Origin of the sequence: Phenylobacterium sp., from assembly GCF_035539035.1 — a bacterium.
GTDB lineage: Bacteria > Pseudomonadota > Alphaproteobacteria > Caulobacterales > Caulobacteraceae > Phenylobacterium.
Window position 1 is genome coordinate 303322 of record NZ_DATLJI010000016.1, and the last position, 21307, is coordinate 324628.

Genomic DNA, 21307 nt, shown 5'->3' on the forward strand with positions numbered 1-21307 from the left:
GCGAGGCCTAGAGTCGTCCGCAACTGCTCCGAGCGTCCCGGCCTAAAGCGACACCGCCAAGGCCGGTCCGCCGCGCCGGCTTCCGGCAAGGGTGACGGGGGAAACCCCATCGCCTCCCGCGCTTGGAAAGGAGCCCGCGCTTGGCACGTCTGGTCGACGGCTTCGGCCGCCGCTTCCACTACCTGCGGCTCTCGATCACCGAGGTCTGCAATTTCCGCTGCACCTACTGCCTGCCGGACGGATTCAAGAAGGAGGGACCGCTCACCTTCCTCGATCCGCAGGCCTGCGAGCGCGTGGTGCGGGCCTTCGCCGACCTCGGCGTCTCGAAGGTGCGCCTGACCGGCGGCGAGCCCAGCGTGCGCCGCGATCTGCCGCAGATCATCGCCCGCACCGCCGCCGTGCCCGGCGTGGACAAGGTCTGCGTCACCACCAACGGCTGGAACCTCGACCGGCAGATCACCGCCTGGCGCGACGCCGGGCTGACCAACCTCAACGTCTCCATCGACACCCTGGACCGCGAGGCGTTCCGCCGCCTCACCGGCCATGACCGGCTGGCCTCGGTGGTCGGCGGCCTCGACCGGGCGCTGGCGCTGGGCGTGCCCAGCGTGAAGGTCAACGGCGTCCTGCTTCGCGACACCACCGAGGCGGGCTTCGACGCCTTCGCCGAGTTCGTGCGCGAGCGGCCGGTGGCGGTGCGGTTCATCGAACTGATGCGCACGGGCGACAATGCCGCCTATTTCGCCGCCCAGCACGTGCCGGGCGCGGCGCTCACCGACTGGCTGGAGGCGCGCGGCTGGTCACGGCGCGAGCGGGCCTTCGACGACGGCCCGGCGGTGGAGTTCGCCCACCCCGACTACGCCGGCCGGATCGGGCTGATCGCGCCCTATGCGCCGGGCTTCTGCGACAGCTGCAACCGGCTGCGGGTCACGGCGCGCGGCCAGCTGCGGCTCTGCCTGTTCGGCGAGCTGGGCGTGGACCTGAGGGATCTGCTGGAGAAGGACGAACCGGAGGCCTTGCGCGCCCGGATCGTCAAGGCCTTGGGCGGGAAGCCCGCCGGGCACCGCCTGCACGAGGCCAACAGCGGCGACACCCGCCAGCTGGCGCAGTACGGCGGCTGAGCCGTTCAGGCGGCCCGGGTGCTGTCGTCGGCGATCGGCCAGCGCTCGCGCTGGGCCTTGCCCGTGGGCGCGTCGGTCACCGGCTTGTGGTTGTCGATCAGGGCGTTCGGCTTGGCCAGCCGCTCCAGCACGACGGGTCGGGTGATCGTCACCTGCGGACCGTTCACCTCCACGCCGTAGTCGGCCAGGGTGGCGAAGGCGCGCGACAGGTTCTCCGGCGTCATGCCGAGCAGGGAGGCCAGGACGCGCTTCTCGTGCGGCAGGGTGAAGGTGGGCTCGCCGCCCTGCCGCAGCCGCTGGGTGATCAGGTAGTTGGCCAGCCGCTCCAGGCCGCCGCGCAGCTTCTGGTTCTTCAGCGCGCGCACCAGGCCGCGGTAGCAACCGGAGAGCTCCTGGGCGACGGCGAAGCCGAACTGGGCGTCCTCCTTCATGGCGCGGCGAAGCGCCTCGCCCGAGAGCATGAGGATGTCCGAACGTTCGATGGTGCGCGCGCTCATCAGGGCGTCGGCGTCCAGCACGACGGCGGCGAGGATGAAGGTGGAGACCGGTCGCAGGACCGCGAGCGTGGTCTCCTTGTCGTTCCAGGTGCCCTCCAGCTCGACGATGCCGTCGAGCAGGACATACAGGAAGTCCACCTGGTCGCCCTCGAGCAGCAGGGTGGTTCCCGCGGGGAAGCGCTGGAGGAAGGCGCCGCCCGTCACGGTCCGGAACGTCTCGGCCGAGCAGCCGGCGAACAGCGGCAGGGCCTTCACCCGTTCGAGGTCAACGTCTCTCATCGGCATGCGCGCATGATCCCCACTTGCTCGTCATGCCCAACTGCCCCTCATGCGCGACTCGCGCCTTGACCTACGTCAATTCGCGAGAGAGGCGCCGCATGATCGGCCTGATATTCATCAATCGATGAAATGAACTAGGTCTATCGCCAAGTAGAAGCGCGCAAAGCCGAGCTCTTTCCCACATTTTTATTGCGACAATTCCGCCCTTACCGGCCGTTAGATTGACGATCGTCAAACCGCCGTTCGCTGGCTCGACGCAAAACCCTCCACGAAGCGGGGCTCAGTCCCCGCGGGACCAATTCGAGGGCCGTCGTGACCCAACAGACCCGCACCACCCAGCCCGGCGCCGGCGCCGCGCTCGGCATGAGCACCTTCGCCTTCACCGCCTGCTTCGCCGTCTGGACGATCTTCTCGATCATCGGGGTGCAGATCAAACAGGAGCTGGGGCTCTCCGAATCCCAGTTCGGCCTGCTGGTCGGCACCCCCATCCTCACCGGCTCGCTGATCCGCGTCGTGCTCGGCGTCTGGACCGACCAGTACGGCGGGCGCCTCGTCAACCTGCTGGTGATGCTGGCCGGCGCCGCGGCGACCTTCGCCCTGTCCTACGCCGAGACCTATCCGCAGTTCCTGCTCGCCGCCCTGGGCGTCGGCATCGCCGGCGGCTCCTTCGCGGTCGGCGTGGCCTATGTCTCGAAGTTCTACCCGAAGGAGAAGCAGGGCACCGCGCTCGGCGTCTTCGGCGCCGGCAACGTGGGTTCGGCGGTGACCAAGTTCGGCGCCCCCTTCGTCATGCTGGCCTTCGGCTGGGAGACGGTGGCGCAGGCCTGGGCCGTGGCGCTCGCCCTGATCGCCCTGCTCTTCTACGTGACCACCAAGGACGATCCGGACCTGATCCGCCGCCGGCAGACCGGCGAGAAGCCCAAGGCCACCTGGCTGCAGCTCTCGCCCCTCAAGAAGCTGCAGGTCTGGCGCTTCTCGCTCTACTACTTCTTCGTCTTCGGGGCCTTCGTGGCGCTGGCGCTGTGGCTGCCGCGCTACCTGGTCGGCGTCTACGGCCTGGACATCAAGACCGCCGGCATGATCGCCGCGGCCTACTCCATCCCGGGCTCGCTGTTCCGGATCTTCGGCGGCTACCTGTCGGACAGGATCGGGGCGCGCAAGGTGATGTACATCACCTTCGGCGTCAGCCTGATCTGCACCTTCCTGCTGTCCTACCCCGCCACCAGCTATGTGGTGGACGGGATCCGGGGCCCGATCGAGTTCCGCATCGCCACCAGCCTGACGGCCTTCACCGTCATCGCCTTCGTGCTCGGCTTCGCCATGAGCCTCGGCAAGGCGGCCGTCTTCAAGCACATCCCGGTCTACTACCCCGAGCACATCGGCTCGGTGGGCGGCCTGGTGGGCATGATCGGCGGCCTGGGCGGCTTCATCCTGCCGATCGCCTTCGGCGTCCTCAACGACCTCACCGGCGTCTGGACCAGCTGCTTCATGCTGCTCTTCCTGCTCGTCGGCGCGGCGCTCACCTGGATGCACTTCGCCATCCGCCGCATGGAGCAGAAGGCCGCGCCGCAGCTCGGCGCCCTGCCCGAGCTGCCCGAGATGGCCGGCATGCAGCCCAGCAACGGCGCTTCCAAGACCCGTCCGCCGTCCAAGCCGCGCCTTCGGGCCGCGGAATAGAGAAGGAACGACAGAGCCATGTCTTCCCTGAAGTCCGGCCGCCACGTCCTCGACGACTGGCGCCCCGAGGATCCCCAGTTCTGGCAGGCCAGCGGCAAGACCCTGGCCACCAAGAACCTCTGGATCTCCGTGCCCAACCTGCTCCTGGCCTTCTCGGTCTGGATGGTCTGGTCGATGGTCGTGGCCAAGCTGAAGCTGATCGGCTTCAAGTTCACCACCGACCAGCTCTTCTGGCTGACCGCCCTGCCCGCGCTCTCCGGCGCGACGCTCAGGATCTTCTACAGCTTCCTGGTCCCGATCCTCGGCGGGCGGCTGTGGACGACGGTCTCCACCCTCTCGCTGCTGATCCCGGCGATCGGCATCGGCGTGGCGGTGCAGAACCCCGAGACCCCCTACTGGGTGTTCGTGGCGCTGTCGCTCGCCTGCGGCCTTGGCGGCGGCAACTTCGCCTCCTCCATGTCGAACATCTCGTTCTTCTATCCGAAGGCCGAGAAGGGCAATGCGCTGGCCATCAACGCCGGCTTCGGCAACCTCGGCGTCAGCGTCATGCAGTTCCTGGTGCCGATGGTGGTGGCGCTGGGCGCCTTCGCCCCGGTCGTGGGCGCGCCGCAGATCGCCGTCGAGAAGGGCGTCGAAAGCCAGATCTGGCTGCAGAACGCCGGCTTCATCTGGGTCCCGTTCATCGTCGCGGCGGCGGTCGCCGCCTGGGTCGGCATGAACGACATCGCCTCGGCGAAGGCGTCCTTCGCCACCCAGGCCGTGGTGTTCAAGCGCATGCACAACTGGGTGATGTGCTACCTCTACCTGGGCACCTTCGGCTCGTTCATCGGCTTCTCGGCCGCCTTCCCGCTGCTGACCAAGACCCTGTTCCCGGACGTGAACGCCCTGCAGTTCGCGTTCCTGGGCCCGCTGGTCGGCGCCGCGTCGCGCGCGCTCACCGGCTGGGTGTCGGACAAGTGGGGCGGCGAGCACGTCACCAACTACGTCTTCCTGGCGCTGGCCGCCGGCGTGGGCGCGGTGCTCTACAGCGTGGGCGCCACGGGCGCCGAGCCGTCCTTCATCTTCTTCTTCGCCAGCTTCATGTGGCTGTTCTTCTGGACCGGGGTCGGCAACGCCTCCACCTTCCAGATGATCCCGGCGATCATGCGCTCGGACATGCCGCGGCTGATGCCGCAGGCCGAGCCCGCCACCCGCCTCAAGGCCGCCGAGATGGAATCGGCCGCCATCGTCGGCTTCACCTCGGCGATCGGCGCCTACGGCGGCTTCTTCATCCCCAAGGCCTTCGGCGACTCGCTGAAGGCGACCGGCGGGCCTGAGACCGCCCTCCTCATCTTCCTCGGCTTCTACCTGAGCTGCGTCGTCGTGAACTGGGCCTTCTACGCCCGGAAGAGCTCGCTCCTGCACGCCCCGCAATCGCTCGCCTTCAAGGTGCCCGCAGAATGAGCCACACCCTCGACCGCCTGGCGTTCTTCACGCGCAAGACCGAGCTGTTCTCGAACGGCCACGGGGTGACGAACGACGACGACCGCGCCTGGGAGGAGGCCTACCGGTCCCGCTGGCGCCACGACAAGATCGTGCGCTCCACCCACGGGGTGAACTGCACCGGTTCGTGCTCCTGGAAGATCTACGTCAAGGGCGGGATCGTCACCTGGGAGACCCAGCAGACCGACTATCCGCGCACGCGCCCGGAACTGCCGAACCACGAGCCACGCGGCTGCGCCCGCGGCGCCAGCTACAGCTGGTACCTCTACTCGGCCAACCGGGTGAAGTATCCGCTGGTGCGCTCGCGGCTCTTGAAGCTGTGGCGCGAGGCGCGCGCCACCCGGTCGCCGGTGGCCGCCTGGGCCTCGATCCAGAAGGACCCGGCCAAGCGGGCCTCGTACACCACCATGCGCGGCTCGGGCGGCTTCGTCCGCGCCACCTGGGACGAGGTCACCGAGATCGTGGCGGCGGCCAACGCCTACACGGTCAAGGAATGGGGCCCCGACCGGGTGTTCGGCTTCTCGCCGATCCCGGCCATGTCCATGGTCAGCTACGCCGCCGGCGCGCGCTACCTGCAGCTGCTCGGCGGGGTCTGCGGGTCCTTCTACGACTGGTACTGCGACCTGCCGCCGGCCTCCCCCCAGACCTGGGGCGAGCAGACCGACGTGGCCGAGAGCGCCGACTGGTACAACTCCGGCTTCCTGATGCTGTGGGGCTCCAACGTGCCCCAGACCCGCACCCCGGACGCCCACTTCTACACCGAGGCCCGCTACCGCGGCGCCAAGTCGGTGGTGATCTGCCCCGACTACTCCGAGGCCTCGAAGTTCTCCGACCTCTGGCTGCCGGTGAAGCAGGGCACGGACGCGGCGCTCGCCATGGCCTTCGGCCACGTGATCCTCAAGGAATTCCACGTCGACCGGCAGGTCCCCTACTTCCGCGACTACGTCCGCCAGTACTCGGACCTGCCGATGCTGGTCCGGCTGGTGAAACAGGGCGACGGCTACGTCTCCGAACGGCTGCTGCGCGCCGCCGACTTCGCCGACAACCTCGACCAGGCCAACAATCCCGAGTGGAAGACGGTCTCGGTCGACGAGGCCAGCGGCGAGATCGTGGTGCCCAACGGCTCCATCGGCTTCCGCTGGGGCGAGGACGGCAAGTGGAACCTCGAGGAGCGTGACGCCGCCGGCCGCGAGACCGTGCTGCGCCTGGGCCTGAAGGGCGTCCACGACGAGGTCGCGGGCGTCCGCTTCCCCTACTTCGCCAACACCGCCTCCAACGGCTTCGCGTCCACCGACCACCCGGACGTCCTGGTCCGCAACGTGCCGGTGAAGCGCCTGCAGCTGAAGGACGGCGAGACCCTGGTGGCCTCGGTCTACGACCTGTTCCTCGCCAACTACGGCGTCGACCAGGGCTTCGGCGGCGAGCACATGCCGACGAGCTTCGACGACCCGCAGCCGTACTCCCCGGCCTGGGCCGAGGAGATCACCACGGTGCCGCGCGACCAGATCATCGCGGTCGCCCGCGGCTTCGCCACCAACGCCGAGAAGACCGGCGGCAAGTCGATGGTGATCATCGGCGCGGCGATGAACCACTGGTTCCACATGGACATGAACTACCGCGGCGTCATCAACATGCTGGTGATGTGCGGCTGCGTGGGCCAGTCGGGCGGCGGCTGGAGCCACTACGTCGGCCAGGAGAAGCTGCGGCCGCAGACCGGCTGGGCGCCCCTGGCGTTCGCGCTGGACTGGGCCCGCCCGCCCCGGCAGCAGAACTCCACGTCGTTCTTCTACGCCCACACCGACCAGTGGCGGTACGAGACGGTCTCGGCCTCCGAGATCCTCTCCCCCACCGCCCCGGACGGCCCGTGGGAAGCCAGCCTGATCGACTTCAATGCGCGCGCCGAGCGCATGGGCTGGCTGCCGTCGGCCCCGGCGCTGAAGACCAATCCGCTAGAGGTGGCCCGCGCCGCCGCCGCGGAGGGCGTGGACCCCAAGGTCTACGCGGTGCGCGAGCTCAAGGCGAAGAGCCTCGAGATGTCGTGCATGGACCCCGACGACCCGGCCAACTGGCCGCGCAACATGTTCGTCTGGCGCTCCAACCTGCTGGGCTCCTCGGGCAAGGGCCACGAGTACTTCCTGAAGCACCTGCTGGGCGCCGCCCACGGCGTGCAGGGCAAGGACCTGGGCGAGGACGGCCGGCAGAAGCCCGTCGACGTCGCCTGGCATGACGAGGCCCCGGAAGGGAAGCTCGACCTGCTGGTCACCCTCGACTTCCGGATGTCCACGACGGCGGTCTACTCCGACATCGTGCTTCCGACGGCCACCTGGTACGAGAAGAACGACCTCAACACCTCCGACATGCACCCCTTCATCCACCCGCTCTCGGCGGCCGTGGACCCGGCGTGGGAGTCGAAGTCGGACTGGGAGATCTTCAAGGCGATCGCCAAGAAGTTCTCGGACGTGGCCCCCGAGGTCCTGGGCGTGGAGAAGGACGTCGTCCTCACCCCGATCCAGCACGACAGCGCCGCCGAGCTGGCCCAACCCTTCGACGTGAAGGACTGGTACGCCGGCGAATGCGACGCGATCCCGGGCAAGACCATGCCCCAGATCACCGTGGTCGAGCGGGACTACCCCAACCTCTACAAGCGCTTCACGGCGCTGGGCCCGCTGATGAGCAAGGTCGGCAACGGCGGCAAGGGCCTGGCCTGGAACACCGAGCACGAGGTCGAGCTCCTCGGCGAGCTCAACGGCCATGTGCTGGAGGAAGGAGCCACCGAAGGCCTGCCGCGCATCGACACCGACATCGACGCCTGCGAGGCGATCCTGATGCTGGCGCCGGAGACCAACGGCGAGGTGGCGGTCAAGGCCTGGGAGGCCCTGGAAAAGCAGACGGGCCGCGAGCACGCCCACCTGGCGCTGCCCAAGGAGGACGAGAAGATTCGCTTCCGCGACCTGGTCGCCCAGCCGCGGAAGATCATCTCCTCGCCGATCTGGTCGGGGCTGGAGAGCGAGAAGGTCTGCTACAACGCCGGCTACACCAACGTGCACGAGCTGATCCCCTGGCGGACGCTCACGGGCCGCCAGCAGCTCTATCAGGACCACCTGTGGATGCGGGCCTTCGGCGAGGCGCTCTGCGTCTACAAGCCGCCGGTGGACCTCAAGACCACCCACGTCCAGGGCCAGAAGCCCAACGGCGAGGCCGAGATCGTCCTCAACTTCATCACCCCGCACCAGAAGTGGGGCATCCACTCCACCTATTCCGACAACCTGCTCATGCTGACGCTCAACCGCGGCGGGCCGGTGGTCTGGATCTCGGAGACGGACGCGAAGAAGGCGGGGATCGTCGACAACGACTGGATCGAGGTCTTCAACGCCAACGGGGCGCTGACGGCGCGCGCGGTGGTCTCCCAGCGCATCCGTGAAGGCACGACCTTCATGTACCACGCGCAGGAGAAGATCGTGAACACGCCGGGGTCGGAGATCACCGGCCAGCGGGGCGGGATCCACAACTCCGTGACCCGCGCGGTCCTCAAGCCCACCCACATGATCGGCGGCTACGCCCAGCTCGCCTACGGCTTCAACTACTACGGGACCGTGGGCTCGAACCGGGACGAATTCGTCGTCGTCCGCAAGATGAAGAAGGTCGACTGGCTCGATCAGCCGGCGGCTTCCAGGGAGTCTGCGTAATGAAAGTCCGCGCCCAGATCGGGATGGTGCTGAACCTCGACAAGTGTATCGGGTGCCACACCTGCTCGGTGACCTGCAAGAACGTGTGGACCAACCGCCAGGGCGTCGAATACGCCTGGTTCAACAACGTCGAGACCAAGCCCGGCATCGGCTATCCCAAGGATTGGGAGAACCAGAAGACGTGGAACGGCGGCTGGGTCCGCAAGGCCAACGGCAAGATCGAGCCGAAGATGGGGGCCAAGTGGCGGATCCTGGCGAAGATCTTCGCCAACCCCGACCTGCCCGAGATCGACGACTACTACGAGCCCTTCGACTTCGACTACGGCCACCTGCAGACCGCGCCGGAGATGAAGGCCTTCCCCACCGCCCGGCCGCGCTCTCAGATCACCGGCGAGCGGATGGAGAAGATCGAGTGGGGGCCGAACTGGGAGGAGATCCTGGGCGGCGAGTTCGCCAAGCGCCGGGCCGACTACAACTTCGAAGGCATCGAGGCCGACATCTACGGCCAGTTCGAGAACACCTTCATGATGTACCTGCCGAGGCTGTGCGAGCACTGCCTCAATCCCGCGTGCGTCGCCGCCTGCCCGTCGGGCGCGATCTACAAGCGCGAGGAGGACGGCATCGTCCTGATCGACCAGGACAAGTGCCGCGGCTGGCGGATGTGCGTCTCGGCCTGCCCCTACAAGAAAATCTACTACAACTGGGAGAGCGGTAAGTCCGAGAAGTGCACCTTCTGCTTCCCGCGCATCGAGGTGGGCCAGCCGACGGTCTGCTCCGAGACCTGCGTGGGCCGGATCCGCTACCTGGGCGTCCTGCTCTATGACGCCGACCAGATCGAGGCCGCGGCCTCGGAGCCGGACGAGCGGGACCTCTACCACGCCCAGCTGAACGTCTTCCTCGACCCCCAGGACCCGAAGGTCATCGCCCAGGCCCGCGCCGACGGCGTGCCGGAGGCCTGGCTGGAGGCGGCGCGCCGCAGCCCGGTCTACAAGATGGCCATCGACTGGAAGGTCGCCTTCCCGCTGCACCCGGAATACCGGACGCTGCCGATGGTCTGGTACGTCCCGCCGCTGTCGCCGATCCAGTCGGCCGCCTCGGCTGGCGCGCTGGAGATGGACGGCGAGATGCCGGACGTGAAGTCCCTGCGCATCCCCGTGAAGTACCTCGCCAACCTGCTCACCGCCGGCGACGAGGTCCCGGTGATCCAGGGGCTGGAGCGCATGCTGGCCATGCGCAGCTACATGCGGGCCAGGACCGTCGACGGCCGCATCGACCATCGCATCTGCGAACGGGTCGGCCTCTCCGCCGCCCAGGTGGACGAGATGTACCGCTACATGGCGATCGCCAACTACGAGGACCGCTTCGTCATCCCGACGACGCACCGCGAGGTGGTCGAGGACGCCTACGACCTGAAGGGCTCCTGCGGCTTCACCTTCGGCAACGGCTGCTCCGGCGGCACGACCGAGCTCGGCCTGTTCGGCCCCAAGAAGCGCAAGCGCGCGCCCGACGCGATGGAGGCCTGACCATGTCGCTCAGCTACCGGGCGCTCGCCCTCCTCCTCAGCTATCCCACCGAGGCCGGCCGCGACCTGTTGCCGGCCGCCGAGGGGGTGCTGGCCGCGGACGAACAGATCCCGCCGCCGATCCGCCGCGCCCTGACCCGGCTCGCCCAGGACCTCGCCGAAGGCGACCTCTACGAGGCCCAGGAACGCTACGTCTGGCTGTTCGACCGGACCCGCTCGCTGTCGCTCAACCTCTATGAGCACGTGCACGGCGAGAGCCGCGACCGTGGCCAGGCGATGGTGGCGCTGCTGGAGCTCTACCGGTCCAAGGGGCTGGAGCTGTCGGCCAACGAGCTGCCGGACCACCTGCCGGTGTTCCTGGAGTTCCTCTCCACCCTGCCGGACGACGAGGCCGCCTCCCTGCTGGGCGAGGCCGCCCATGTGCTGCAGGCCATGGGCGAGCGGCTGCACAAGCGGGCCAGCCCGTACCGCGCGGTGTTCGGGGCGTTGGCCGCGCTCGCCGCCGACGCGGCGGACGCCGAGGCGCTGGCCGCCCTGATGGCCGAGCCGGACGACAATCCGGACGATCTCGAGGCCATGGACCGGCTCTGGGCCGAGACCGCCGTCACCTTCGGTCCTTCCGACGTCGGCTGCCCCAAGGCCGACGCCATGGTGAAGGCCATGAACACCACCCCGCCGGCCGGCCCCCGCGCCGGCGCGGCCGCCTGAGGAACGCTCCCATGGACCTCAACCAGATCCTGTTCGGCGTCTATCCCTACATCGCCCTCGCCGTCCTCGTGCTGGGCTCGGTGATCCGCTTCGACCGCGAGCCCTACACCTGGCGCACCGGCTCCTCGCAGCTCCTGCGCCGCCGGCAGCTGGTGGCCGGCTCCGTGCTGTTCCACCTGGGCGTGCTGATGATCTTCGCCGGCCACTTCGTGGGCCTGCTGACGCCGATCTGGGTGTTCGACACCCTGGGCGTCTCGCACGGGGCCAAGCAGATGCTGGCCATCGTCGCCGGCGGCTTCGCGGGCCTGCTGGCGCTCGCCGGCGGGGCGCTCCTGCTGCACCGGCGCCTGTTCGACGCGCGGATCCGCAAGACCTCCAGCTTCGGCGACACCGCCATCCTGGTGATCCTGGTCGTCCAGCTCATCCTGGGCCTGGCGACGATCCCGCTGTCGCTGCAGCACCGCGACGGCGGCGAGATGGTCAAGTTCATGAACTGGGCGCAGGGGATCTTCGCCTTCCGCGGCGACGCCGCCGGCTTCGTCGCCGACGTGCCGTGGGTGTTCAAGGCGCACCTGGCGCTGGGCATGACCATCCTGCTGGTCTTCCCGTTCACCCGGCTCGTCCACATGCTCTCGGCGCCGGTCTGGTACCTGAACCGCCGCGGCTGGCAGCTGGTCCGCACCAAGCGCGTCCTGCCCCGCCGGGCCGAGCCGGTGGCCCCCGTCTATCCCCTGCACGGCGCCGGCCGCGCCGTCCGTCCGGACCGGCTGGAGGCCGCCGAATGAGCCTGCGCGCTGTCGTCTTCGACGGGGTCGAGATCCCCGAGACCCTCCTCGCCCAGGAGGTGCAGAACCATCCCGGCGCCTCGGCGGCGGAGGCCCGCTCGGCCGCCGGCCATGCCCTGGCGATCCGCGCGCTGCTGCTGCAGCGCGCCCGGGACTTGGGCCTGACGCCCGAGCCCGAGCTCGACGAGCAGGGCCGCGAGGAAACGCCGGACGAGGCGCTGGTCCGCGCCGTCCTCGACGCCGAGGTGGCGGTGACCGCGCCCACCGAGGCCGAGTGCCGGCGGGTCTACGAGGCCGACCCGGTCCGCTTCCGCACGCCCGCCCTCTACGAAGCCTCGCACATCCTGGTGGAGCCCCGCGGCGGGGACGAGGCGGCGCTGGCCGCGGCGCACGCCAACGCGACGCGCCTCCTGGGTATCCTGGAGGGCGGGACCTGCACCTTCGGCGAACTGGCGCGCGACGCCTCGGACTGCCCCTCGGGCGCCGTCGGCGGCTCGCTCGGCCAGCTCCGGTCCGGCGACCTCGTGCCGGAGGTCGAGGACGTGCTGATGGCGCTGGATCCCGGCGAGACGGCCGGCGTGCCGGTGCTCTCCCGCTTCGGCTGGCACGTCCTGCGCCTGGACCGCCGCATCGAGGGCCGCGTCCTGCCCTTCGAGCTGGCCGAGGAACGCATCCGCCTGCACCTGGAGAGCCGCGCCTGGGCCGCGGCCGCCACCCGCTACGTCGCCGAGCTGGCCGCCGCCGCCCGGGCCAAGGGCGTGGCTCTGACCATCACGCCCGAGGGCGCGGTGCGCGACGGCTCCGCCACCCTGGGCGACTTCCTCAGCGACCGCGCCGCGGCCGAGCGTCTGGAGGGCTGGCTCGACGCCGTCGATCCGGACCTGGCCGGCCGCGTGCGCCAGGCCGCCGCCGAAGCCGGCGCGTCGGTCGCCGGCCTGGTCCAGTCCGCCGTGGCGGACTTCGTGGCCGAGGCCTCGGACGAACGCTGGACCAACCTGATCTCGGCCGCGCGGGACGCGGAGGATCCGGCGCTGGCCTGCCTCGCCCAGGTGCTCCGCTCCAAGCTCGTGCCGGCCAAGCCTGTCTTCACCCTCATCCGTAGAGTACCCGCGTGACCGATCTTCGCCTGGCCTCGGCCGTCCTCCTCGCCGCCGTCGCCGCCCCGAGCCTCGCGCTCGCCCAGTCGCCTCCGGGCGACATCATCCTCGACATGCGCCTGCGCTCGGAGAGCGTCAGCCAGGACGGCCTGCCCGAGGACGCCCAGGCGCTGACCCTGCGCACCCGCTTCGGCTACGAGACCCCCGCCTGGCGCGGCTTCAAGGTCCTGGCGGAGGGCGAGAACGTCACGGCGCTCGTGGACGACTACAACAGCACCACCAACGGCAAGGTCCGCTATCCCGTGGTCGCCGACCCCGAGGACACCGAACTGAACCGGGCGCAGATCTCCTGGACCGGCGCCAGGGCCGACGCCGTGGTGGGCCGCCAGCGGCTGATCCTCGGCAACGCCCGCTTCGTGGGCAACGTCGGCTTCCGCCAGAACGAGCAGACCTTCGACGCCGTGAAGACGTCCTTCCGTCCCACGAAGGAGCTCGCCGTCACCTATGCCTATGTGGACCGCGTCCACAGGGTGTTCGGCGACGACAGCCCGCAGGGCGAGTGGGACAGCGACAGCCACCTGGTGCAGGCCGACCTGAAGACGGCCGCCGGCCAGCTCACCGGCTACGGCTACCTCATGGCCTTCGAGAACGCGCCGGCCCAGTCGAACGCCACCTGGGGCGTCCGGCTCACCGGCGCGAGGCCCGTGCGGCCCGGCCTGTCGGTCACCTACGAGGCCGAGTACGCCCGCCAGACCGAGCACCGCAACAATCCCGCGGACTTCGAGCTGGACTATGTGGCCCTGTCCGCCGGCCTCAAGGCCGCGGCGCCCTGGGCCAGCGTCGGCTACGAGCGACTGGAAGGGAACGGATCGCGCGGATTTGCGACCCCGCTCGCCACCCTGCACGCCTTCCAGGGCTGGGCGGACGTCTTCCTGACCACGCCGCCGGCCGGGGTGCGCGACCTGAACCTGCGGGCCGGCACGACCCTGAAGCTGGGCCCCAAGGCCCTGCCCGTGCGCCTGCAGGCGGCGGTCCACGACTTCACCGAGGACGACGGCTCCGACCGCTACGGCCGCGAGCTCGACCTGCTGGCCGCTGCGCCGGTCACCAAGGCGCTCACCGCCGAGGTGAAGGCGGCGTTCTTCGACGGCGACCGCCCCGGCTTCGCGGACCGCAGCAAGATCTGGCTCACCCTGGAGTTCAAGTACTAGCCCGCGGCCTGAAGGAGGCCCGCACCATGAGCACCACGAACACCGCCGACACCGCCGTCCTGGAGGACATCCCCCCGGCGCTCATGGCCGAGCCGCTGGAGTGGTTCTTCGCCGAACATTTCCGCCACCGGCAGTTCTGCCGTCTGGTGCAGGAGACGGCCGCCGCCCATGTCTTCGACGGCGAGCGCCTGACGCGGCTCCTGGAGTTCCTGCGCAACGAGCTGGCCCTGCACATCATCGACGAGGAGGAGGACCTCTTCCCCCTGCTCCGCCGGCGGGCCCAGCCCGAGGACGACATCGAGCGCGTTCTGGGCCTGCTGTCGGCCGAGCACCGCACCGACGCGGCGCTCGCCGACGTGGTCCGCGGCCACGTGGACGCCTGCCTGGAGGCCCGCACCGCGCCCGGCATGGTCCCCGCGGCCCGCAAGGCGATGCAGGACTTCGCCGATCAGGAGCTGCGTCACCTGGCCCTGGAGAACGCGGTGGTCCTGCCGATGGCGCGGATGCGGCTCACGCCGGCCGACCTCAAGGCCATGAGCCGCCGCATCGCGGCCCGGCGCGGCGTGGTGCTGGAGCCCGCCGAGGCGTGATCCAGGACCTGTTCGACAACAACATCCGCTGGGCCGCGGCCCGCGCGCGGGTGGATCCGGAGTACTTCCGGAGGCTCGCGGGGCAGCAGTCGCCGGAGTACCTGTGGGTCGGCTGCTCCGACAGCCGTGTGCCGGCCAACGAGATCGTCGGCCTCGATCCCGGGGAGCTGTTCGTCCACCGCAACGTCGCGAACCTGGCCCCGCCGCAGGACGCCAACTTCCTCTCCGTGCTGCAGTTCGCCGTGGAGGTGCTGAAGGTCCGCCATGTGATCGTCTGCGGCCACTACGGCTGTGGCGGCGTGCGCGCCGCGCTGACCGGCGAGCGGCACGGCTTGATCGATCACTGGCTGCAGCCGGTTCGCGCGCTCTGCTGCCGTCACGCCGAGCACCTCGACGCCATCGTCGATTTCGAGGCGCGGGTGAACGACGTCTGCGAGCGCAACGTCTTGGCCCAGGTGGCGAGCGTGGCGGGCAATCCGTTCGTGCAGGACGCCTGGCGTCGCGGCCAGCCGCTGGCGATCCACGGCTGGATATACTCGATCCAGGATGGTCTGTTGCGCGACCTGGAGACCACCGTGGACAGCCCAGAAACCGCCTTCCCCCTGCTCTACGGCCCCACCGAGCCGGGCGGCTTCCCGCCCCGCCGGCCCGAGCTGCGGCGCGCCGGGAGCCGCAAGTGAGCGCCGGCGTCGTGGCCGTGGTGCTGGCGGGCGGCGAGGGCCGGCGGATGGGCGGCTCCAAGCCGCTGCGCCGCCTCGGGCAGACGACGCTGGTGGAGAACGCCGTGGCATTGGCCCGGAGCTGGTGCGACACCGTCGCCGTCGCCGTCCGCCAGGCCGACCAGGTGGGCGCGGTGGACGCCGTCCTGCTGCTCGACGACCGGGCCATTCCCGGCCCGGCCGCGGGTCTCGCGTCGGCCCTGGAATTCGGGGAGCGCGAGGGCGCGCGCCGCGTCCTCACCCTCCCCTGCGACATGCCCCGCCTGCCGCGGGACCTGCTGTCGCGCCTGGAAGCCGGTCTCGGCGGCGGGGCGGCGGTGGCAGTGGCCGCCAGCGGCGGACGGCTGCATCCCGTCTGCGCCCTCTGGGACGTGCGCGCGCGGCCCCGGCTCTCGCCCTACATCGCCGCCGGACGCAGCTCGCTGAAGGGGTTCGCCGAGGCCTGCGGCATGGCCGTGGTGGACTGGCCGGCCGGGGAGCACGACCCCTTCGCCAACGCCAACACGCCGGAGGACCTGGCCGCCCTGCAGCCGGAATTCGGATTCTAGCTGTCGGCTTGACCCAGGTCACAGCGTCCTAGGGGCGTTCCGCGCGAAGGTGCGCGGGTCCATGCCCGAAAGACCGTCCATGTCCGTCGTCGCGTCCCCGTCGCCCGGTTCCCGGCTCGTCCGCACCGCCTACCACGCCCTCGGCGTGACCTCGGTGGGGCTGGCGCTGGCCGGCCTCGTGCTGCCGATCGTGCCGGCGACGCCGTTCCTGGTGGTGGCGTTGTGGGCGTTCACCCGCAGTTCGCCCGCGCTGGCCGAGCGCCTGCGTCGCCACCCGCGGCTCGGCCCGGTCCTGGTCGCCTGGGAGACGCGCCGCGCCATTCCCCGTCCCGCCAAGGCGGCAGCGACGCTCGGCCTGGCGGGCGGCGGCGCCAGCGTGGCGCTGACCACGCACAGCCTGCTGCTCACCGGCCTGGCCGGCGTCCTCCTCGTGGCGGTGGCGGGCTACATCCTCACCCGCCCCTCCGCCTGAGTTCCGGTCAGGCGACCGGCTCGCCCTCGCGCCAGGCGCGCATGCGCTCGCCGTGGCGGCCGAACTCCAGGCGCGCGATGGCCCGCAGGTGCACCTCGTCCGGTCCGTCGGCGAGGCGCAGCGAGCGCATGCCGGCGTAGGCGCGGGCCAGGCCGAAGTCCTCGGAAACCCCGCCGCCGCCGTGCGCCTGGATGGCGTCGTCGATGACCTTCAGGGCGGTGCGCGGCGCCGCCACCTTGATCATGGCGATCTCCAGCTGGGCGGCCTTGTTGCCGGCCCGGTCCATCATGTCGGCGGCCTTGAGGCAGAGCAGCCGGGTCATCTCGATGTCGAGGCGGGCCTCGCCGATCCGCTGCTCCCACACCGACTGGTCGGCCAGCCGCTTGCCGAAGGCCACGCGCGACAGCAGGCGGTCGGTCATCTTCTCCAGGGCCACCTCGGCGGTCCCGATGGTGCGCATGCAGTGGTGGATGCGGCCGGGGCCGAGCCGGCCCTGGGCGATCTCGAAGCCGCGACCCTCGCCCAGGAGCAGGTTCTCCACCGGCACGCGCACGTCGCGCAGCACCACCTCGGCGTGGCCGTGCGGGGCGTCGTCGTAGCCGAACACCGGCAGCATCCGGACCACCTCGATCCCGGGGGTGTCGAGCGGCACGAGGATCTGCGACTGCTGGGCGTGGCGCGGGCCGTCCGGATCGGTCTTGCCCATGACGATGGCGACCTTGCAGCGCGGATCGCCCACGCCGGAGGACCACCACTTGCGCCCGTTGATCACATAGTGGTCGCCGTCGCGCCGGATGACGGTCTGGATGTTGGTGGCGTCGGACGAGGCCACGTCGGGCTCGGTCATCAGGAAGGCCGAGCGGATCTCGCCCTCCATCAGCGGCCGCAGCCAGCGGGCCTTCTGGTCGGCCGAGCCATAGCGGTGCAGCACCTCCATGTTGCCGGTGTCGGGCGCGGAGCAGTTGAACACCTCCGAGGCGAAGCCGACGCGGCCCATCTCCTCGGCGCACAGGGCGTATTCCAGGTTGGAGAGGCCGGCGCCGCGGTACTCCTCCTCGTCGTGCTCCGACGGCGGCAGGAACAGGTTCCACAGCCCCTCGGCGTAGGCGCGGGCCTTCAGCTCCTCGACGACCGGGATGACCTTCCAGCGGCTCCCCTCCGCCTGCTGCGCCTGGTAGGTCGGCACGGCCGGATAGACATGGGCGGCCATGAAGGCGCGCACGCGGTCGCGCCAGGCGGCCTGGCGTTCGGAAAGGGTGAAGTCCATCGGCGATCTCCTCGGGTGTCGCAGCCAGCGTCGGCCGCGGCGCCCGCAATAGGAATGACTGCGCCCGCTGCGCGCCTTGATCCCGCTCAACCGGGGCCGGATTGACCTTCGTCATTCCCCGCCGGGGCAAACCGCGGGAACGGTGGAAGATGACCGATCCCGCCGCGCCGAAGCCGTACTTCCTGGGCCCGAGGTCCGAGAACCAGGACTGGCTGCGCGAGCGGCTGGGCGCGGCCATGGACGACTGGCTGGCCTGGCGCCGCAGCCTGTTCGCCGACGATCCCGCCGCGGTGACTGACGCGGACGCCGCCGCCCCCGCCTTCCTGGCCCGTCGCGCCGCCCTCGACGCGGCGCTGGGGGAGCTCGGGGCCAAGCTGCGCGGCGAGCTGCCCACCTATTCCCCGCGCTACATCGGCCACATGGTCTCCGAGACCGCCCTGCCGGCCCTGCTCGGCCACTTCGCGGCCCTGCTGCACAATCCGAACAACACCTCCAGAGAGGCCTCCCGGGTCGGCACGGCGCTCGAGGCCGAGGCGATCGCCATGCTGGCTCAGATGGTGGGCTTCGATCCCGCCCAGGCGCACGGCCACTTCACCTCCGGCGGCACGGTGGCCAACCTGGAGGCGGTGTGGCGCGCCCGGTTCCGGCTGGACCACCGGCTGGCGCTGGCGCTGACCCTGGCCGAGACCGAGGGCCGCCCGCTCGATCCCTTCGCGGACGCCCAGATGTCCCCGGCCGCCGCCGCGGCGCTCGCCGCCCGCCACGGGGTGGACGACCTGGCCATGCGCTCGCGCAGCAGCGTGCTCGGCAACCCGTTCCAGATGGCCGAGCGGCTCTCCGAGGCCAGCGGCCGGCCCTGGCGCGGGCCGGTGATCCTCGCCCCCGGCCACAAGCACTATTCCTGGATCAAGGCCGCCAACGTCTTCGGCCTGGGCGAGGAGGCGTTCTGGAGCGTGCCCCTCGACGGCGAGGGCCGGCTGTCCGTTCAGGGCCTCGGCGCACGGATCGAGGCGGCGCGCGAGCAGGGCCGCCCGGTGCTGGCCGTGGTCAGCGTCGCCGGCACCACCGAACTCGGCGAGATCGATCCCGTGGACGCGGTCGCCGATCACCTCGACGCCCTTCGCGCCGAGGGCGTCGACATCTGGCACCATGTGGACGCCGCCTACGGCGGCTTCTTCTGCGCGCTCGATCCCGACGAGCCCCTGCTGGGCGCGGCGCAGCGCCGGGCGCTGCGGGCCATCGGCCGGGCGGAGACCGTGACCATCGACCCGCACAAGCTGGGCTACGCGCCCTACGCCTGCGGCGCCCTGCTGACCCGCGACGCGGCCTCAGACACCGTCTCGGCCTTCGTCGCGCCCTATGTGGAGCGGGCGGAGCTGGGCGAAGCGCCCTGGACCCGGACGCTGGAAGGATCCCGCGCGGCGACCGGGGCCGCGGCCACCTGGCTCACCGGCCGGGCGCTGGGCTTCGGACCGGCCGGAATGGGCGCGGTGCTCAGCGCCACGCTCGACTCCTGCCGGGCGATCCGTTCGGCGGTCACCGCGGCCATTCCCGAGATCCGGCCGCTGGATCCCACCGACACCAACATCTTCTGCTTCTCGGTGGCGGCCCAGGGCGAGGCGCTGAGCGTCGCCAACGCCCGGACCGCCGCGGTTCACGCCCGGGTCGCCGCCTCCCCCGGCTTCTCCATGTCGCGGACCGTGCTCGGCCGGGAAGCCTGCGGCGAGCTGATCGACCGGCACGTCGCCGCCTGGGGCGGGCGGCGCGACGCCGACCGGCTCGTGCTGGTCCGCTGCGTGGTGATGAACCCCTTCTGGGCGGAGCCGGCGGTCCGCGCCCGGCTGCTGCCGGAGCTCACGGCGGAGCTCGCGGCCATCGTGGCCGCCACCGAGGACCAGGCCGCGGCCTGACCTTCGCGAAAAATCGCCAGCGCTGTCGGGGCGCGGCATACTCGTTCGTCTTCCAGCCGAACGAGGAGCCCGTTCCGATGCTCTACGCCATCCTCTGCTACGACGACGAAGCCGCCGTCGGCGCCTGGACCAAGGACGAGGACGACGCCTGCATGGCCCGTCTCGCGGCGGTCCAGCAGAACCTCGCCCGCCAGGGCAAGCTGGGGCCCGTCGCCCGCCTGCTGCCGACCACCGCGGCCACCACCCTTCGCAAGTCCAAGGAAGACCTGGTCATCGACGGCCCCTTCGCCGAGACCAAGGAACAGCTGCTGGGCTTCTACATCGTCGACGTCGCCTCGCTCGACGAGGTGCTGGCGATCGCCCGCGACCTCGCCCGGGCCAACCCGTCCAACGGCTCCTACGAGATCCGTCCCGTGGGCGTGTTCAACCCCGTCACCGCCGAGACCGTGGAGCCCGCATGACCGACCTGGCCTGGATCGACGCCGCCATCACGGCCGCCCGACCCCAGGCCGTGGGCGCGCTCCTGCGCTACTTCCGCGACCTCGACACCGCCGAGGAGGCGTTCCAGGACGCCTGCCTGCGGGCGCTGAACAATTGGCCGAAGAACGGTCCGCCGCGTGACCCGGCCGCCTGGCTGATCATGGTCGGCCGCAACGCCGCCCTCGATGGGGTGCGCAAGCGCTCGCGCAACGAGGCCCTGCCCGACGAGGAGCGGCTCTCCGACCTGGACGACGTGGAGACGCCGATGGCCGAGCGGCTGGACGGCGCCGACTACCGCGACGACGTGCTGCGCCTGCTCTTCATCTGCTGCCATCCGGACCTGCCGCAGACCCAGCAGATCGCCGTCGCCCTGCGCATCGTCTCCGGCCTGAGCGTCAGGCAGATCGCCCGCGCCTTCCTGGTCTCCGAAGCGGCCATGGAGCAGCGGATCACCCGGGCCAAGCGCCAGATCGGGGCTGGCGAGGTGGCCTTCGAGACCCCCGGCGCGGTGGAGCGGTCCGAGCGGCTCGCGGCCGTGGCGGCGATGATCTACCTGGTGTTCAACGAGGGCTATTCGGCCGGCGACAACGCCGCCCGCGCCCAGCTCTGCGACGAGGCGATCCGGCTGGGCCGGCTGCTGCTCCGGCTCTTCCAGACCGAGCCGGAGATCATGGGGCTGACGGCGCTGATGCTCCTGCAGCACGCCCGCACCCCGGCCCGCTTCGATGCAGCCGGCGAGATCATCCTCCTGGAGGACCAGGACCGCAGCCTCTGGAACGACAAGCTGATCGCCGAGGGCCTGGCCCTGATGGACAAGGCCATGCGCCACGCCCGTCCCGGCCCGTACCAGGCCCAGGCCGCCATCGCCGCCCTCCACGCCCGCGCCGCGCGGCCGGAGGACACCGACTGGGCGCAGATCGACCTGCTCTACGCCGCCTTGGAGCGCATGCAGCCCTCGCCGGTGGTGACCCTCAACCGCGCCGTGGCGGTGATGAAGGTCCGCGGTCCCGAGGCGGCCCTGGAGATGATCGAGCCCCTGGCCGGCCGGCTGTCCGGCTATTTCCACTTCTTCGGCGTCAGGGGCGCGCTGCTGCTGCAGCTCGGCCGCGACCAGGAGGCCAAGGCGGCCTTCGACCAGGCCATCGCGCTGGCCAACACCGCGGCCGAGGCCGCCCACATCCGCAAGCACCTCGACCGGCTGATCCAGGACAGCGCCAAGCCCGGCGCCCGCGCCGCGGGCTGACCGACCTGCAAGGGAG

The 21307-nt window shown here is 70.7% G+C and carries 18 protein-coding genes and 1 riboswitch; of the genes, 16 read left to right on the top strand and 2 right to left on the bottom strand.

Translation table 11 applies throughout. The features are described 5' to 3' along the window. Window positions 1–14: 14 nt before the first annotated feature. Window positions 15–149: riboswitch (molybdenum cofactor riboswitch) on the top strand. Next, window positions 141–1118 (top strand): GTP 3',8-cyclase MoaA, encoded by a 978-nt coding sequence (moaA, locus tag VM685_RS15450; RefSeq protein WP_325461067.1) that lies wholly within the window; start codon window positions 141–143, stop codon window positions 1116–1118. (Overlaps the previous riboswitch by 9 nt.) A 5-nt stretch (window positions 1119–1123) precedes the next feature. Here moaA and VM685_RS15455 read toward each other — a convergent pair whose 3' ends face one another. Beyond that, the gene (locus VM685_RS15455) at window positions 1124–1900 is read right to left on the bottom strand and encodes a cyclic nucleotide-binding domain-containing protein (RefSeq protein ID WP_414693382.1); all 777 of its coding nucleotides are present in this window, start codon (window positions 1898–1900) and stop codon (window positions 1124–1126) included. Window positions 1901–2206: 306 nt separating this feature from the next. Here VM685_RS15455 and VM685_RS15460 point away from each other — a divergent pair, with 306 nt between their 5' ends. From VM685_RS15460 to VM685_RS15515, 12 genes are all read left to right on the top strand, one after another. After that, window positions 2207–3571, top strand: coding sequence for a nitrate/nitrite transporter (locus VM685_RS15460; protein ID WP_325461069.1), 1365 nt, complete (start codon window positions 2207–2209; stop codon window positions 3569–3571). 18 nt (window positions 3572–3589) lie between these two features. Then, window positions 3590–5014, top strand: a complete 1425-nt coding sequence (locus tag VM685_RS15465) for an MFS transporter (RefSeq protein ID WP_325461070.1) — start codon at window positions 3590–3592, stop codon at window positions 5012–5014. Next, the gene (locus VM685_RS15470; protein ID WP_325461071.1) at window positions 5011–8739 is read left to right on the top strand and encodes a nitrate reductase subunit alpha; all 3729 of its coding nucleotides are present in this window, start codon (window positions 5011–5013) and stop codon (window positions 8737–8739) included. Before VM685_RS15465 ends, VM685_RS15470 begins: the two co-directional genes overlap by 4 nt. Continuing rightward, window positions 8739–10262, top strand: a complete 1524-nt coding sequence (gene narH / locus VM685_RS15475) for a nitrate reductase subunit beta (protein WP_325461072.1) — start codon at window positions 8739–8741, stop codon at window positions 10260–10262. The genes VM685_RS15470 and narH overlap by 1 nt, the downstream gene beginning before the upstream one ends. 2 nt (window positions 10263–10264) lie before the next feature. Beyond that, window positions 10265–10969, top strand: a complete 705-nt coding sequence (gene narJ / locus VM685_RS15480) for a nitrate reductase molybdenum cofactor assembly chaperone (protein ID WP_325461073.1) — start codon at window positions 10265–10267, stop codon at window positions 10967–10969. 11 nt (window positions 10970–10980) lie between these two features. After that, entirely contained in the window at window positions 10981–11754 is a 774-nt protein-coding gene (gene narI, locus VM685_RS15485; protein ID WP_325461074.1) for a respiratory nitrate reductase subunit gamma, read from the top strand. After that, window positions 11751–12869 carry a peptidylprolyl isomerase gene (locus tag VM685_RS15490; RefSeq protein WP_325461075.1) on the top strand — a complete coding sequence of 373 codons (1119 nt, stop codon included), beginning with the start codon at window positions 11751–11753 and terminating at the stop codon, window positions 12867–12869. The genes narI and VM685_RS15490 overlap by 4 nt, the downstream gene beginning before the upstream one ends. Beyond that, a complete protein-coding gene (locus VM685_RS15495) occupies window positions 12866–14062 on the top strand; it encodes a hypothetical protein (RefSeq protein WP_325461076.1) in 1197 nt (398 codons plus the stop codon). The genes VM685_RS15490 and VM685_RS15495 overlap by 4 nt, the downstream gene beginning before the upstream one ends. Window positions 14063–14088: 26 nt before the next feature. Then, the gene (locus VM685_RS15500) at window positions 14089–14652 is read left to right on the top strand and encodes a hemerythrin domain-containing protein (protein ID WP_325461077.1); all 564 of its coding nucleotides are present in this window, start codon (window positions 14089–14091) and stop codon (window positions 14650–14652) included. Next, complete coding sequence (locus tag VM685_RS15505; protein ID WP_325461078.1) at window positions 14649–15332, top strand: carbonic anhydrase; 684 nt, start codon at window positions 14649–14651, stop codon at window positions 15330–15332. The genes VM685_RS15500 and VM685_RS15505 overlap by 4 nt, the downstream gene beginning before the upstream one ends. Further along, a complete protein-coding gene (mobA, locus tag VM685_RS15510) occupies window positions 15329–15919 on the top strand; it encodes a molybdenum cofactor guanylyltransferase (RefSeq protein WP_325461079.1) in 591 nt (196 codons plus the stop codon). The genes VM685_RS15505 and mobA overlap by 4 nt, the downstream gene beginning before the upstream one ends. Window positions 15920–15998: 79 nt before the next feature. Then, the gene (locus VM685_RS15515) at window positions 15999–16391 is read left to right on the top strand and encodes a YbaN family protein (protein WP_325461080.1); all 393 of its coding nucleotides are present in this window, start codon (window positions 15999–16001) and stop codon (window positions 16389–16391) included. Between the two features lie 7 nt (window positions 16392–16398). Here VM685_RS15515 and VM685_RS15520 read toward each other — a convergent pair whose 3' ends face one another. Beyond that, window positions 16399–17658 (bottom strand): acyl-CoA dehydrogenase family protein, encoded by a 1260-nt coding sequence (locus VM685_RS15520; RefSeq protein WP_325461081.1) that lies wholly within the window; start codon window positions 17656–17658, stop codon window positions 16399–16401. Between the two features lie 149 nt (window positions 17659–17807). On the opposite strand from VM685_RS15520, the gene VM685_RS15525 reads away from it, so the two are divergent. The 3 genes from VM685_RS15525 (at window position 17808) to VM685_RS15535 (ending at window position 21291) form a co-directional block, all read left to right on the top strand. Further along, the gene (locus tag VM685_RS15525) at window positions 17808–19568 is read left to right on the top strand and encodes a pyridoxal phosphate-dependent decarboxylase family protein (protein WP_325461082.1); all 1761 of its coding nucleotides are present in this window, start codon (window positions 17808–17810) and stop codon (window positions 19566–19568) included. 77 nt (window positions 19569–19645) lie between these two features. Continuing rightward, on the top strand, window positions 19646–20029 hold the full coding sequence (locus VM685_RS15530; RefSeq protein WP_325461083.1) for a YciI family protein: 384 nt from the start codon (window positions 19646–19648) through the stop codon (window positions 20027–20029). After that, entirely contained in the window at window positions 20026–21291 is a 1266-nt protein-coding gene (locus tag VM685_RS15535) for an RNA polymerase sigma factor (protein WP_325461084.1), read from the top strand. Before VM685_RS15530 ends, VM685_RS15535 begins: the two co-directional genes overlap by 4 nt. Window positions 21292–21307 lie beyond the last annotated feature (16 nt).

Bases quoted from the DNA above. Each gene is read 5' to 3' on its own strand.
- VM685_RS15455 (WP_414693382.1), bottom strand. From the start codon at position 1,900: ATGCCGATGAGAGACGTTGACCTCGAACGGGTGAAGGCCCTGCCGCTG.
- VM685_RS15465 (WP_325461070.1), top strand. From the start codon at position 3,590: ATGTCTTCCCTGAAGTCCGGCCGCCACGTCCTCGACGACTGGCGCCCC.
- VM685_RS15470 (WP_325461071.1), top strand. From the start codon at position 5,011: ATGAGCCACACCCTCGACCGCCTGGCGTTCTTCACGCGCAAGACCGAG.
- narH (WP_325461072.1), top strand. From the start codon at position 8,739: ATGAAAGTCCGCGCCCAGATCGGGATGGTGCTGAACCTCGACAAGTGT.
- narJ (WP_325461073.1), top strand. From the start codon at position 10,265: ATGTCGCTCAGCTACCGGGCGCTCGCCCTCCTCCTCAGCTATCCCACC.
- narI (WP_325461074.1), top strand. From the start codon at position 10,981: ATGGACCTCAACCAGATCCTGTTCGGCGTCTATCCCTACATCGCCCTC.
- VM685_RS15490 (WP_325461075.1), top strand. From the start codon at position 11,751: ATGAGCCTGCGCGCTGTCGTCTTCGACGGGGTCGAGATCCCCGAGACC.
- VM685_RS15500 (WP_325461077.1), top strand. From the start codon at position 14,089: ATGAGCACCACGAACACCGCCGACACCGCCGTCCTGGAGGACATCCCC.
- VM685_RS15515 (WP_325461080.1), top strand. From the start codon at position 15,999: ATGTCCGTCGTCGCGTCCCCGTCGCCCGGTTCCCGGCTCGTCCGCACC.
- VM685_RS15520 (WP_325461081.1), bottom strand. From the start codon at position 17,658: ATGGACTTCACCCTTTCCGAACGCCAGGCCGCCTGGCGCGACCGCGTG.
- VM685_RS15525 (WP_325461082.1), top strand. From the start codon at position 17,808: ATGACCGATCCCGCCGCGCCGAAGCCGTACTTCCTGGGCCCGAGGTCC.
- VM685_RS15530 (WP_325461083.1), top strand. From the start codon at position 19,646: ATGCTCTACGCCATCCTCTGCTACGACGACGAAGCCGCCGTCGGCGCC.
- VM685_RS15535 (WP_325461084.1), top strand. From the start codon at position 20,026: ATGACCGACCTGGCCTGGATCGACGCCGCCATCACGGCCGCCCGACCC.